Here is a 13,269-nt window from a genome sequence, read left to right as displayed (position 1 = left end):
TTTATTTTGAACATACTTTCGGCTCCTTCATCCGTAAGAGCTCTTTGATGGGATAGGATGGACTTCCGGGTGTTAAACAACTGGTTGTGACCTTAACTTCATCGCAGGGAAGAAAGTGTACCGTAATTCCGCATGTATCTTTTAGTTTGTATTCTGGGACTGAAACATGTTTACTGTGACTAGTGTTATTTGACTCCATCTTTTTAAGCCACGTGTTATATCTTTCTCGATCAGAAAATCCTGGAAAACCTTTTGTTGATGCTTCACCACTCTCCCAGTCAACTCGAACCGTCATCCCCGGAAACCATTTACCCGGCATTGCAAAACAACATGCTCCACCACCTCCCTGATAAGGGCCAATGATATCAACGCCAGGCTGTCCGTTGATGCTAAAACTGTTAATTGCCCAATGAGTGTGATTTATTGCAACAATGACTCCAGCTTTTGCATTTTTCAAAAATAAAGAAAAGAATAAAATCAATAACGCTGGCAGCATTAGGTTAATATGAATTATTTTTGACAAACTTTTTGGTCCTTCATCCGTAAGGGCTCTTGATGGGATAGGATGGACTTCCGGGTGTGAAACAACTGGTTGTGACCTTAACTTCATCACAGGGAAGAAAGTGAACTGTGATGCCACAAGTATCCTTGAGATTATATTCAGGCACTAAAACATTCTTTTTGTGCTGTCGTTTCTTTTCATCCATTTCTTTCAACCATGACTTATATTTTTCACGATCTGCAAACCCCGGAAATTCTTTTGATCCTCCAACTCCGGTTTCCCAGTCAACTCGAACCGTCATCCCCGGATACCATTTACCCGGCATTGAAAAACAGCATGCACCACCGCCCCCCTGGTAAGGACCAATAATATCTACTCCAGGCTGGCCATTGATACTGAAACTGTTGATTGCCCAATGGGTATGATTTATTGCCTTTATGGTACTCGCTTGGGCACTATTAATAAGGATAAGTAAGCCAAATGATAAAATGGCAGCAAAGCATCGCTCCAACCTGAAAGCTACAAGCATAATTTGGCCCTTAATTTATTCTTTTAAAATGATGTTGATTACCAAACTTACTCAAGGCTTTACTTGTCACTTCACTTTCTGCTAACGAACTCTGTCTCGAGTGGCACTCTCTCTATCAAACTCTTTTTTCTTCTCGCGGGAATAGTCAACAGGTAATAAAAGGGTATCGATTACCGCATCAACAGGTAGAGAAATAATGTGTACTATTGGCACTAATCCCAAACTAAAATACCATAAATAGGGATTTTCAATTACATCCACATCCCGTCCAACGCCACTGTAGTAAGAGCTATAATTTTCTGACCGCGAAATACTTCCGCATCCACTTATTCCCATAACAATAACCATCATCACAATCAACCAACTTCGCTTCATTGTTCATCCTTAATCATTTAATTTATAGCAAAGCCGCTTCCATCTTCTGCAAAGCCAGCGCCTCACGATCCTCAATGATAAAAATCCCTTTATCTGATGCCTCACGCATTCCACGGTAAAAATGTGAAAACACATCTTCATGTGACATATTGCTGGGGTTGCTATAAAAAATATACGCGGATGTCAGATTTACATCACAGACGCACATAATGCTTTCGAATTGTTTATCGGTCAGATCGATAACTACCGTTTTTTCACCCGCTAATAACGGCTTACCGTTTCCAACGCTGTAATTCTCTTTCCTGTCTCTATCCATCAAACTCCAAAATAGCGCGGGTCGATTTAATTGCTGTGTTTGTTGTTGATTCAAAATATCATCGGTCAATAGCAGGAATAATCTTGGGTCATAAAAACGCAGCAATCCGGGTTGACCTTCATGCGTCGCATCAATGCAACCTTGAAACCAGTTACTTAACGTCGCCATCGCCCACATTGAGCAGAAAGCAATAACTGCATGTTTAGGGACCGCTTCCTGGCAAACGCCTTCTATCCATTGGCGCTGTTGTAGATTATTGATATCTATTTTTATTAGCAACGGAGCTTCATTCTCAGCACTCTCTTCTGGTAATCCTTGCCATAAAGAACACCATTGAATAGACAAAACGTTAAGTGCTGGAATAATAGAAAAATCCAACCCTATTTGATCAATGATCATATAGAGCTGTTTTGCATCAATTTCGTGACACCTGGTTTCGAGGTGATCTAGCCATGTTGTTACACGTTCAGTCATTTTTATAAACCGTGTTCATTAACTCATCATAAGGAATTAAGAAGGAGAAGTTTTGCTGTTATTTCTCTCGAGCTACAAATCCTTTTGCTAATTCCTGCGCCCGCTTTAAACACTCCTTACAAACCGATGACGGTAATTCGGGTAGTGGAAACACCTGGCTTTGAGGACCATTGAAATCATGTTGCCCTTTGAGACTAATTAATCCCGGACCATGAATTTCAATTTCACCGGCTGGCGTAAGACGAATATAGGCTCCGCCGCTGGCAAGGGTGATGCCATTTTTAGCCGTGAGCTGAAGATGACCTTGCGTGGATTGCACCGTGACATCTTTCAAGGACGTTAACGCCAGCGTATCGGCATGCGATTCAACCGTCAGCGGACCTTTGGCCGAAACCAGACGCATACCTTCATCTTGGGCAAGGAGCGATATCGCTTTCGAGGCATTCACCGACAGGCGCTGCGCACTGGCCAGGTTAACTTCACCCAAACTTTGTAAGTAGAGTCCTTTGCCGCTATTCAGCAACATCCCTTCTGGCGTTACGGCAGCAATGCCATCAGGCGCGCTGAGCAGCATGGCTGAACCTTTCAGTTCATCCGTATTTTTCTGCAGTGATTTCAACGGCTCAACATCGGGCAGGAAATTACGGTGCGACTGAGTAATGTTTCCCCATTCACTGAGCTGGTTGATCGCTCCCTTTAGCAGGCTGATCGGCTGTTTCATTTCCAGCGCATTGCCCTGCGCCGCAGCCTGCCCGTCCGCGCTGATAAACAGCCCTTTATTGGCGCGTATTGCCCCCCAGCTGTCGGTGCGCAGCTCGAAGCCTTCGCCGCGCGCCTGGCGTTCGCCGTCCACCAGATGACCGAGGTTGAGCTGGCTTTTGCCGCCGTATTCGGTGCTGAGCTTGATGTGCTCCTGGCCGCGCGTGTCGTCAAGCCGCAGCTTGTTGTTCGACGGCGTGCGCAGCACGTTGCGCTTGTAGTTGCGGATGGTGACGTGGTCGGCGCGCGATGAATCGTGCAGCACGCCGGCAATGTACGGACGGTCCGGGTTGCCGTGCTCGAAGCCAATCGCCACTTCGGTGCCCGCCAGCAGCGGCAGGTGCAGGCCGTAGGTGTCACCGGCAAACGGGCGCGACTGGCGCACCCATAAGCTTTCAAAGCCGCTTTCCCAGCCCGCGCGGTCAAACAGCATGTTGACGCGATAGCGTCCGTCGCGGTCGATGTGCCCGTAGGTGTCGTTGGTGGTGGTGCTGGTGATGCGCGCCGGTAAGGTGCCCGCCATCACCGGGCGCGGCGCCGGTTCCGGGCGGTAGCCGTAGCGCCCTTCCGCCGGGATGCCCTGAAACAAAGTTTCCATGCTGCTGTCGCGCGCCGCGCGGCACAGCAGCGAGGTGATAACTACGCCGCTCTGAAAGACCTCCGCCGCGTTGCTGCCGCTGACGCGTACCACCACGCCGGGCATCAGCGTCGCGCTGCTGGATTTGGCGCTGAGTCGCGTCTGGCGGTTGAGGTAGCGCTCGTGGCGCAGCCGGGCGTAGAACGCGCCGCTTTCGGTGGCTGGCGTTGCGCTATACGCCTCGCCCGCCTGCAGGTAGTTATCCGCCCAGTGATAGGCTTCGCCGTAGGTGGTGTCGTCGCCGCCGGTGACGTCGGCCTGCGCGTTCATGTCGGCGGTGGCGTCGCGGTAGTTGTAGTCGCGGGTGCTGACGGTTTTCTCCACCACGCGGAAGCGGCTTTCCATCTCCCACACCGACTCCACGCCGTTATCGTGCAGGCCCGACGGCGGCACGGCGGGCAGCGTCAGGCCGGTCTGGTAGCCCTGCGGCCCGTCGTAAAACTCCACCACGTCGATGTTGAGGCGCGTGTCGGTGGTGAAGCGGAACCAGATGCCTACCTCCGCCAGCAGGCGCGAGACGAAGCGCAGGTCGTCTTCGTCAAACTGCATCACCTGCTCGCGCTTCGGGTAGTCGCGGCTGAGGTTAAACACGAAGTCCTGGCCGCGCATGCCGTGGCGGTCGCGCAGGATGGATTCGACAATCTGCGGCACCGACGCATCCTGCCAGATGGCGTTCTGCCGGGTGCGCGCCAGCAGCGCCAGGCGCGGCTGCAGGCGGATGGCGTAGCGCGCTTCGTCGGCCGACACGCCGAGCATATCGAAGCCGGTGACCACGCCCTGCACCACGCGCAGCGGTTCATTTTTTTTCAGCAAGTCGGTCAGGCTCTGCGGCGACGCCCGCAGCGTCAGCGACGCGGTTTTCATCAGCATCGCTTCGCGGCTGATATTTTTATCGCTGCTGGTGAAGATGATTTTCCAGCTGAACGGCGCGCTCAGCGCCTCCGCGCCTTCGAAGCTCAGTACGTCCAGCGGGGATGTGTTGTCGGTGACCTTCAGCAGATTATGGTTGTGGCTGAAGAAGGGAATGGCCGTTTTGCTCATGGTTAAATCCTTTTAAGTGCCGCGCACAAGAACCGTGGTTCGATCAGAACGTAAAGCTCACCTCACCTTCTTCATTGGTGTCCAGCGTCAGGCTGTTGCCTAAGGTGCCGCTGGCGCGGTGCTGAAGAATCATCTGGCTCAGCACCGGCAATATCTGCTGATTCAGCAAGCTGTCGACGTTACGCGCACCGGTATCCGGCAGCAGGCAGGCGTCGGTGAGCATCTCGTACAGGCCTTCGCCGATGGTGGTGCGGATGCCGTAATGGCGCTGCAAACGTTGGCTAACCTGGTCGAGCTTCATCTCCACAATGATGCGCATGGCGTCGCGCGCCAGCGGGCGGTAAATCACCGTCTGGAAACGCGCCAGCAGCGCGGGCTGGAAGTGGTCGCGCAGGATTGGGCGCAGGCACTCCTGCAGGTCGGATTCGGCGGAGTCCGGCATTTCTACCAGCAGCTGCATCAGCGCGTCGCTGCCGAGGTTGGAGGTCATCAGGATCACGGTGTTGCGAAAGTCGATTTCGCGTCCTTCGCCGTCGCGCATAAATCCACGGTCAAACACCTGATAGAACAAATTGATGACGTCGCGGTGTGCTTTTTCCACCTCGTCGAGCAGCACCACGCTGTACGGACGCTTGCGCACCGCTTCGGTGAGGATGCCGCCCTGGCCGAAGCCGACGTAGCCCGGCGGCGAGCCTTTGAGCTGCGAAACGGTGTGCGCTTCCTGATATTCGCTGAGGTTGATGGTGATTAACGACTTCTCACCGCCGTACAGCAAATCGGCCAGCGCCAGCGCGGTTTCGGTTTTGCCGATGCCGCTGGTGCCGACCAGCAGGAACACGCCCTGCGGGCCGTTTTCCGAAGTGAGTCCGGTTTTCGAGGCGCGCAGGCGCTGCGCGATGGCATTTAGGGCAGCGTCCTGCCCGACCACGCGGGTGGCGAGCTTGGTTTCCAGCGTCAGCAGTTCGGCCTGCTCATCCTTCATCAGCGACGACAGTGGCACGCCGGTCCAGTCAGCAATCACGCCTGCCACGATGCGCGCGTCAACGTCGGCGGTCAGCAGCGGTTCGCCCGGCTGCAATGCGTCGAGTTCGCTCTGAAGCTGCGCGATGGTGTGTTTCTGGCTGGCGTCTTTGCGGCCTGCGAGCAGGTGCTGCATGCGCGCCTGCACGTCGGCGTAGCGCTGCTCCAGCGCTTCAAGTTCTTCGTCGGTGGAGGCAACCAGCGTGACGATGTCGGCCAGACGCTCCTGCGACACAGCACCGCCCAGCGCTTCGTCGTCGAGGATGGCGCGCTGCTCGATGTTCAGCGCGTCGAGCTTCGCGCGCAGTCGGGTAATGGCTTCCGGCACCGTGTCCTGACTCATGCGCACGCGCGCGGCGGCGGTATCGAGCAGGTCAACCGCCTTGTCCGGCAGCTGGCGTCCGGTGAGGTAGCGGCGCGACAGCGTGACGGCGGCGCGCACCGCTGCGTCGGTGATATGCACGCCGTGATGCTCGGCGTAGCGCGACTTGAGGCCGCGCAGCATCAGGCAGGCAGTGTCGTCGTCCGGCTCATCGACCTTCACCATCTGGAAGCGGCGCTCCAGCGCGGCGTCTTTCTCAAAATACTGTTTGTACTCGCTCCACGTGGTAGCCGCGATGGTGCGCAGCTCGCCGCGCGCCAGCGCCGGTTTCAGCAGGTTGGCCGCATCCGCGCCGCCCGCTGCGTTGCCCGCGCCGATGATGGTGTGCGCCTCGTCGATAAACAGCAGCACCGGATTGGGCGCATTCTGCACCTCGGTGATGATGTTTTTCAGGCGCTGCTCGAACTCGCCCTTCACGCCCGCGCCCGCCTGCAGCATGCCAAGGTCGAGCGTGTGCACGCTCACCGGCTTCAGGCTATCCGGCACGTTGCCTTCGGCAATGCGCAGCGCCAGCCCTTCAACCAGCGCGGTTTTGCCGACGCCCGGCTCGCCAACCAGAATCGGGTTGTTCTTGCGGCGGCGCGACAGGATATCCACCATCTGGCGGATTTCGTTGTCGCGACCGAATACCGGGTCGATTTTACCGCTGCGCGCGTCTGCGGTGACTTCACGGGTGAAGCGAGTTAAGGCTTCGGTGGATGCGGTTTTGGCTTCGCCTTCGGCAGCCTGCTCGATAGTGCTGACCGGCATCTCCGGCTGTTCAGCTTCCGCACGCTCGTCGGACTGCGCTTCGAGCATCGGCTGCAAACGCTCAAGCTGGCTCATGCGCAGGCTCAGCAGCGGCCAGAGTTCTTCGCACCGCGCAAGTTTTGGCTGTTCGGACAGCGCCATCAGCAGATGGATACTGCGGATTTGCGGGGAATTATCAGATGCGGAGGCCATTAGCCACGCCTGCTTCAGCAGCGCTTCCAGCGAAGCCGAGAGCTGCGGACGCCCGCGCACCGCGCGCGGCTGGCGATCGAGAAACGCCAGCAAATCCTGCCAGATGGCATCCATGTCCCACTCGTAGCGACGGGCAATCACGGTGATGTCGCCCTCTCCCTGCTCCAGCAGCTTGAGCAGCCAGTGCTCCGGCTGGATTTCAGCGTGCGCGCGGGTCTGGCACAGCGACGCGGCGGCTTCCAGCGCCTGCGCGCAGAACGGGTTGAGGCGACGCAAAAGCGCGGCTGACTGACTGTCCATAGCAAAATCTCCTGATTGGGGGCACGCTACCGCCCGTCGCCGTAAACCAAAGCGCATAAGGCAGCAGGAAAGATGGGAAATGACTTGTGATTTCACCCGCTTCGGATGGAATCACCAGGCATCTGGCTTGGTGACCGTAACGTGCACCATGAATGGCGACCCTACGAAAAGCGTGCCGGACTGAAAGAACAGCCCGGCAGGCGATTACGCGAAATATGAAGCGTAATCAGGCGGTGGCGCGTTCATTCCACGAATCGGAATGAATGATGTTGCCGTCTTTGTAGGTCCAGGTGATTTTTTCGTAGCGCAGCTCAATCTGCTCCAGATGGTTGTGCTTCTCTTTCGACGGGTCCTTAACGTCGTGCATCACCGGATTGACCTTCACCACCTTCACGTTCTCTAGCTTGGTGTTGAAGTACTCCACTTCCTGACCGGCGTCGCTGATGCGGTACCATTTGAACTCGGCGGCTTTCAGCGTCTGACCCGTGGTGACCGCTTTGTAGAGGTACGGGCTGGACGAGTCGATTTCCTTGGTGAACAGGAACGGCGTGTGAATGCGCGTGCCGGTCAGCTTGCCGGTGTTGTTGTCGGTCGGGATGTACAGGTTGTGTTCCTGCGCCACGATTTCGATGCTGCCTTCACGGTCCTGCACGTCCACCGAGCCCTTGATGTCCGCACCGCCGTCGTCCTTCAGCCACAGATAAACCGGAATTGCCATGTGTTACTCCTTTTCTTCATGATTGCCGTCACCATCCTGTGATGACGGAGGGATTACGTCCGGCGCCTGGCAGGCATCGGCCTGCGGTACCAGACTGATTTCTACCCGCCGGTTGGCCGCGCGGCCTTCAGGCGTGTCGCTGCTCTCAATCGGGCGGCTCTGACCGAAGCCCTGCACAGCAAAGCAGCTTTCGTCGACGTCGCCGGTGTCGCGCATCCAGTCGCGTACCGCTTCCGCGCGCCGCTGCGACAGTTGCTGATTCTTCTGCGCGCTGCCGGTGCTGTCGGTATGACCGCTGACCACAATCAGCCAGCCCGGCTTCGCCTTGATGCCGACCAGCGCGTTGACCAGCACTTTGGTTGAGCCAGCTTTCAAGTCAGATTTGCCGGAGTCGAACAGCGACAGGCTGTCAAGACGCACCAGTTTGGGCTGCGGCTTGGGCTTCTCCACCGGAATCGGTTTGGGTTCAGGAATCCAGGTACTGATGGCCTGCAATACCGGCAGATGCAGATAACCGCCCTGATACAATCCCAGACCAAGACGCAACGGCGCGCCCTGACGTACATAGCCGTCAAGCAGACTTGCGTCTTCGCGCAGCACCGTGACCGCCGCCAGCTTCGGCACGTAGTCGGTCATGGCGATGCGATCGTAGTGGGCGAGATCAAAGGCGATGCGACGGATCAGCGACTGGTTGTTCCAGGCCACCGCGCACAGTGCGATAGCGGCGGCAACGGCAAAGGCGTTAAGCGCCACGCGCAGCGCCCGCACGCGTGGCGTCAGGCCATTCCCCTGCGGCAATAACGGAAGGATAAATTCGGGCAGCAACGGCACGGCATGCGCACCCGCGCTGTTGATGGAGGTGTGTTGCCATAGCCATGTGCGCCACAGCGAATCAGCTTCACCTGAGGTGCCGGGTTGCAGATGCAGCATCAATACGCCAGGAACAACCGGCGCGACATCGCTGTGCGCTTCGGTCAGCACACGCAGCACGTTCTGCTGCGTCCAGTCATCCAGCGAGTTGAGCAAGATTTGCTGCTGCAGCGCCATGCTGCCGCCCGATGCCAGCCATTCAGACCTGCCGCGCGGTGAAGCATCATCCAGCCAGATTTGCGCAGGATTGTTCGCCAGCTGCATCTGCCACAGCGGCTCGGCACACTGCGTCATCTCACCGGCCACGCTGACGTTAAGCAGCAGCGGTAATGTCTGGCGGATTTCACGGCGCAGCAACGTAATTTGCCAGCGTAGGGCGAACAGCGCATTTTCCAGCACCGCTGCATCCTGCTGTTGCTGCGGGCTAATGCTGAGGAATATGGAAATCTGCCGGCCCCAGTCGGGACGCATCAGCAGCAGCTGGCGCACGTTGTGTTGCAGGTCGCTGCTGTCAGCTACGTGAATAAAGCAACCTTGCGGCAGAATGCGCACCGGTTCGTCAGCGGAGAGACCGCTTTCGCCGCAGCACAGCACCACTGGCTGGCGGTACGCGGCGTCGGGCAAATCCGCCCAGATATCCTGCGCAGCCTGATGACGGCGACGTGATTTTTTCAGCAGCACAATGCCGCATACCAGCATGATTGCCAGCAACAGCAATACAGCCGAGCTGCGCGATACTGGCAGAAAAAGCAGGCATAGCGCGGCGGCCAGCCCGCACACCCAGAGCGCCAGCAGACGCTGAAGCAGTGGCGTCATCCTTTGACTCCAGGCAGCAGCGTGGAGATCAGGTGATCAAGCCAGTGATTCAGTCCCCACCACAGCGCCGCTAGCAGCAGCGCGGTCAGACTCAGACGCATCGGCCAGCTGCTGAGCCAGCCGCCGCGCAGGCCGCCGTTTGCCACAGAAAGCAAAGGCGCATCCGCCGCGTGCGTGAACGGCGGTACGCGTTTGGTCAGCGCGCTGAGCAATTGCTGACGTGCAGGCGCATCGACGGAGGTATAACCGCCAAGAAAACCCAGCATCATCACGCGATGAAAACAAGTCAGCACCATTTCGTCGGCTTCCGGCTGCGCCAGCACTTGCTGCATGCGGTCGCACAGCGTTTCGCCCGCGTCTATGGTTTGTAAAAAATGGCCCTGCAACGGCATGTGATACCACTGCACGCAGGCGTCGTCCTGCACGCCGCGACCTTTCACCGCCTCGTCCAGAAGCGCGCACTGCGCCAGCAGAATGTCGTGACAGCTTTCGCGGCTGACGCCCGCCTCGCGCAGCGTAAGCTGCACGCGCTCGGCGTCACTGACGCAGCGCTGCCACAGCGCCATCCCTTCGCCTTCGGTAAATTGCGGGCCGTGACGCAGGCCGATCACCTGCAACCAGGTGTTTTGCAGTAGCGCGTCAATATCAATAGTTTTTGCTTCAGTACTCATGATCTCAGCACCGCGAAGAGTTCCAGTTCCGGGTCACCCAGCGTGCCGGGGACGTAAAACATGCAGCTGCCGCTTTCGAGCATGGCGCGTGCCGCCGGGTGCGACAGATCCAGCGAGAAATACTGGTTCTCCAGACGCAGCGGGATCGCCGCAGGAACATGGCTGAGCGGCTTGAGCGGAATACCGAGCTGCGAGCTGTTGACCAGCGCCATCACGTCATCCGGACTGCCCACTTTGCACTGACGCGGGAACTGCTCTTGCAGCTGTGCCACTGGCAGCGGCGAGCGAACCGAGAGATAGAAATCGGCTTCCTCGCGCAGGCGCGGATCGTTGAGGCGCGCCTGCCATTGACGCAGGCGGTTGTCGTGCGTCAGGTCGATTGCCACCATGCGCGACGGCAAGCTGGCTTCCAGCAAGGTGCCGAGCAGGCTAAACAGCGGCGGGAACACCTCATTCAGATTTTCATGGCGATAGGCCGGAATGGCGCTGACCTGATGTTCCAGCGAGAAGGTCAGCAAACTGCCAGCGAGACGCGCCAGTTCAGGATAAAGCCGTTCCGGCGGGCTTTGCGGATGGCGCTGAAAATCGGCCAGCAGCGGCTCGGCGCTGTTGAGCGCATTGAGCAGCCAGAACAGCGAGACGTCGGCGACGGCAAAATCAGCCATGCGCTGATTGCTTTCGCGGCGCATGGACATTAATCGCACCAGACGTGCACGTAATTGTGTGACCAGCATTTCCAGCGCGGTCATCAGCCACGGACTGGCCTGCATCGTCAGCAGCGGCGGCAGGAATTGGCTGTCCAGCGTCCAGCCACCCTGCGCGTCCTGTTGCAAGCGGGCCACCGGGCAGGTCAGCCAATCGCTATTGTCCTGATGCGCATAGCGCAGCGTCAGCTCGGGCTGCAATACCGCAATCTGGCGGGTGTCATCGCCGAAAATGTTGCGGATATCACGCCAGCGCTGACGAAAACGCACCGGACGCTCGGCGACATCGCTTTCCTGCAGGCAGTTGCCGCCGTTGGCATACAGTTGCGGCAGGGCCAGAACAACCGTCACTTCCTTCTGCTCCGCCTCCAGCGTCAACGTTGGTGGCAGCGGATCGGCGTTATGCGTGTCGACCAGCGTGCCATCACGAAAACGCAGGTGAAGATGGCGCGGCTTGAGCCGACCGAGTTTCAGCGCTTCCGGCTCAAACTCCGCCTGAAACACACCCCACGGCTGATTCAGCCCCATGCGCGCGATGCACTCGCTGTGCCACGCCTGCCAGGCGGATTGCTGCTGGAAGTGCTGGGGTGAGATCATGGTGCCCCGGCCCCAGAGTGGTTGTTCTGTTTTCATCCCTGAGTTCCGCCTTACGCTTTAGCTTTCGGCATCTGAGACACCAGCGACAGGTTCACGTCCATGCCTTCCACCTGGAAGTGCGGGATGGCGAACAGCTTGACGCGGAAGAAGCCTGGGTTGTCTTCGATGTCTTCCACCAGTACTTTGGCATCGCGCAGCGGGTGCGAGGATTGCAGCTCGTCGCCCGGATCGGTCATCTCGGTCACCAGCGTGCGCACCCAGGTGTTGAGCTCCAGCTCCAGCAGGCGGCGGTCTTTGGTGGTGCCGATGTTTTCGCGCTGAATCAGCTTCAGGTAGTGCGCGATGCGCGACAGCAGGAAGATGTACGGCAGGCGTGCGTTGATGCGGCTATTAGCGGTGGCGTCGGCGGTGTCGTACAGCGCCGGTTTCTGCGTTGAGTTAGCCGAGAAGAAGCAGGCGTAATCGCGGTTTTTGTAGTATGAAAGCGGGATGAAGCCGAGGTTGGCGAACTCGAACTCGCGGGTTTCCGGGATCATCACTTCAGACGGGATTTTCACCTGGTTGCCGGTGCCCAAATCGTACAGGTGGATCGGCAGATCCTGCACCGCGCCGCCGGCCTGCGGGCCGCGGATTTGCACGCACCAGCCGTTGCTGATGAAGCTTTGCACCATGTTGGCGGCGAAGGCGAACGAAGCGTTAGTCCACAGGTACTTATCGTGATCCGGGCCTTTCACTTCTTCGATGTAGTTGAAGCTGCGCACCGGCACGGTGTCCGGGCCATACGGCAGACGACCGAGTACACGCGGCATGGTCAGGCCGATGTAGCGTGAATCGTCGGTGTCGCGGAACGACTTCCACTTGATGTATTCGGCGCGGTCAAAGTAGTTGCCGATGTCTTTGATCGCCGCCACTTCTTCCATCGAATCCTTGAGGAAGAACTGAGGGCCGACCGAACCGATAAACGGCATGTGCGCGGAGGCCGCCACTTTCGACAGGTTACGCAGCAGCGCAATGTCCTGCGCAGAGGAATCAAACTCGTAAGCTGAAATCACCGCGCCAATCGGCTCGCCGCCCGGCGTGTCATATTCAGCCACGTAGGTTTGCAGATAGAGTCCGCTCTGGATGATTTCCGGCGCGTCTTCAAAGTCCTGACGCAGATCGTCTTTCGATACGTCCAGCACTTCGATTTTCACGTTCTGGCGGAAGTCGGTTTTATCTACCAACGACTTCAGGCCACGCCACGCGGATTCCACTTTCTGGAATTCATCGTGGTGCATTACCGCGTCCAGCTGGCGGCTGATCTGGCGATCCAGCTCAGCAATGTGGTGATCCAGCAGGTTTTTGTCCAGCTTTTCCACTTTCGCGCCGCTGATTTTCAGACGCGTCAGGAACACCTGCATCGCAGCGGTCACGCGCTCGTCGGCGGTGGCATCAGACATCGCCTGATTGTCCTGCCAGACGTTGAGATCACTCAGCTCCGACACTGGGTTGAGGTTAATTTTTTCAAACAGCGACGCATAAACACCGCCCGCCGCCGGGCGATCCAGCACGGTGGTTGCGCCATTCGCATGGGTTTCATTCTGAACTGACATCAGCATTCTCTCTCAATAGTCCGT

At 57.5% G+C, this 13,269-nt stretch carries 10 protein-coding genes and 1 pseudogene; all 11 read right to left on the bottom strand.

The window, feature by feature from the left end:
* Nucleotide 1 precedes the first annotated feature (1 nt).
* The 11 genes and pseudogenes from tli1a (ACPUC7_RS17330) to tssC all read right to left on the bottom strand — a co-directional run bounded on the left by tli1a (ACPUC7_RS17330) (nt 2) and on the right by tssC (nt 13,251).
* Entirely contained in the window at nt 2-496 is a 495-nt protein-coding gene (tli1a, locus tag ACPUC7_RS17330; protein WP_494923888.1) for a Tli1a family immunity protein, read from the bottom strand.
* A 14-nt stretch (nt 497-510) separates the two neighbouring features.
* A pseudogene (gene tli1a, locus ACPUC7_RS17325) lies at nt 511-1,013 on the bottom strand (Tli1a family immunity protein).
* Nucleotides 1,014-1,112: 99 nt separating this feature from the next.
* On the bottom strand, nt 1,113-1,406 hold the full coding sequence (locus ACPUC7_RS17320) for a YceK/YidQ family lipoprotein (RefSeq protein WP_494923838.1): 294 nt from the start codon (nt 1,404-1,406) through the stop codon (nt 1,113-1,115).
* Between the two features lie 22 nt (nt 1,407-1,428).
* The gene (tla1, locus tag ACPUC7_RS17315) at nt 1,429-2,196 is read right to left on the bottom strand and encodes a toxin Tle1 chaperone Tla1 (RefSeq protein WP_494923837.1); all 768 of its coding nucleotides are present in this window, start codon (nt 2,194-2,196) and stop codon (nt 1,429-1,431) included.
* A 58-nt stretch (nt 2,197-2,254) separates the two neighbouring features.
* Entirely contained in the window at nt 2,255-4,633 is a 2,379-nt protein-coding gene (locus tag ACPUC7_RS17310; protein WP_494923836.1) for a type VI secretion system Vgr family protein, read from the bottom strand.
* 43 nt (nt 4,634-4,676) lie between these two features.
* Nucleotides 4,677-7,277: a type VI secretion system ATPase TssH gene (tssH, locus tag ACPUC7_RS17305; protein ID WP_494923835.1), complete on the bottom strand. Its 2,601-nt coding sequence runs from the start codon at nt 7,275-7,277 to the stop codon at nt 4,677-4,679.
* Between the two features lie 226 nt (nt 7,278-7,503).
* The gene (gene hcp / locus ACPUC7_RS17300; RefSeq protein WP_494923834.1) at nt 7,504-7,995 is read right to left on the bottom strand and encodes a type VI secretion system effector Hcp; all 492 of its coding nucleotides are present in this window, start codon (nt 7,993-7,995) and stop codon (nt 7,504-7,506) included.
* Nucleotides 7,996-7,998: 3 nt separating this feature from the next.
* On the bottom strand, nt 7,999-9,681 hold the full coding sequence (locus tag ACPUC7_RS17295; protein WP_494923833.1) for an OmpA family protein: 1,683 nt from the start codon (nt 9,679-9,681) through the stop codon (nt 7,999-8,001).
* Nucleotides 9,678-10,352, bottom strand: coding sequence for a type VI secretion system protein TssL, short form (tssL, locus tag ACPUC7_RS17290; protein ID WP_494923832.1), 675 nt, complete (start codon nt 10,350-10,352; stop codon nt 9,678-9,680). Before tssL ends, ACPUC7_RS17295 begins: the two co-directional genes overlap by 4 nt.
* The gene (gene tssK / locus ACPUC7_RS17285) at nt 10,349-11,689 is read right to left on the bottom strand and encodes a type VI secretion system baseplate subunit TssK (protein WP_494923831.1); all 1,341 of its coding nucleotides are present in this window, start codon (nt 11,687-11,689) and stop codon (nt 10,349-10,351) included. The genes tssL and tssK overlap by 4 nt, the downstream gene beginning before the upstream one ends.
* Before the next feature lie 14 nt (nt 11,690-11,703).
* Nucleotides 11,704-13,251 (bottom strand): type VI secretion system contractile sheath large subunit, encoded by a 1,548-nt coding sequence (gene tssC, locus ACPUC7_RS17280; RefSeq protein ID WP_494923830.1) that lies wholly within the window; start codon nt 13,249-13,251, stop codon nt 11,704-11,706.
* Nucleotides 13,252-13,269: the final 18 nt, after the last annotated feature.

It is taken from the genome of Pantoea sp. CFCC18179 (assembly GCF_059412405.1).
The sequence above is the reverse complement of the archived record's forward strand: the minus strand, read 5'-3'. Positions and strand labels throughout refer to the sequence as shown.

Excerpts from the sequence above, each read along its gene's own strand:
- tli1a (WP_494923888.1), bottom strand. The coding sequence starts at position 496 with ATGCTGCCAGCGTTATTGATTTTATTCTTTTCTTTATTTTTGAAAAAT.
- ACPUC7_RS17320 (WP_494923838.1), bottom strand. The coding sequence starts at position 1,406 with ATGAAGCGAAGTTGGTTGATTGTGATGATGGTTATTGTTATGGGAATA.
- tla1 (WP_494923837.1), bottom strand. The coding sequence starts at position 2,196 with ATGACTGAACGTGTAACAACATGGCTAGATCACCTCGAAACCAGGTGT.
- tssC (WP_494923830.1), bottom strand. The coding sequence starts at position 13,251 with ATGCTGATGTCAGTTCAGAATGAAACCCATGCGAATGGCGCAACCACC.
- ACPUC7_RS17295 (WP_494923833.1), bottom strand. The coding sequence starts at position 9,681 with ATGACGCCACTGCTTCAGCGTCTGCTGGCGCTCTGGGTGTGCGGGCTG.
- tssK (WP_494923831.1), bottom strand. The coding sequence starts at position 11,689 with ATGAAAACAGAACAACCACTCTGGGGCCGGGGCACCATGATCTCACCC.
- tssH (WP_494923835.1), bottom strand. The coding sequence starts at position 7,277 with ATGGACAGTCAGTCAGCCGCGCTTTTGCGTCGCCTCAACCCGTTCTGC.
- hcp (WP_494923834.1), bottom strand. The coding sequence starts at position 7,995 with ATGGCAATTCCGGTTTATCTGTGGCTGAAGGACGACGGCGGTGCGGAC.
- ACPUC7_RS17310 (WP_494923836.1), bottom strand. The coding sequence starts at position 4,633 with ATGAGCAAAACGGCCATTCCCTTCTTCAGCCACAACCATAATCTGCTG.
- tssL (WP_494923832.1), bottom strand. The coding sequence starts at position 10,352 with ATGAGTACTGAAGCAAAAACTATTGATATTGACGCGCTACTGCAAAAC.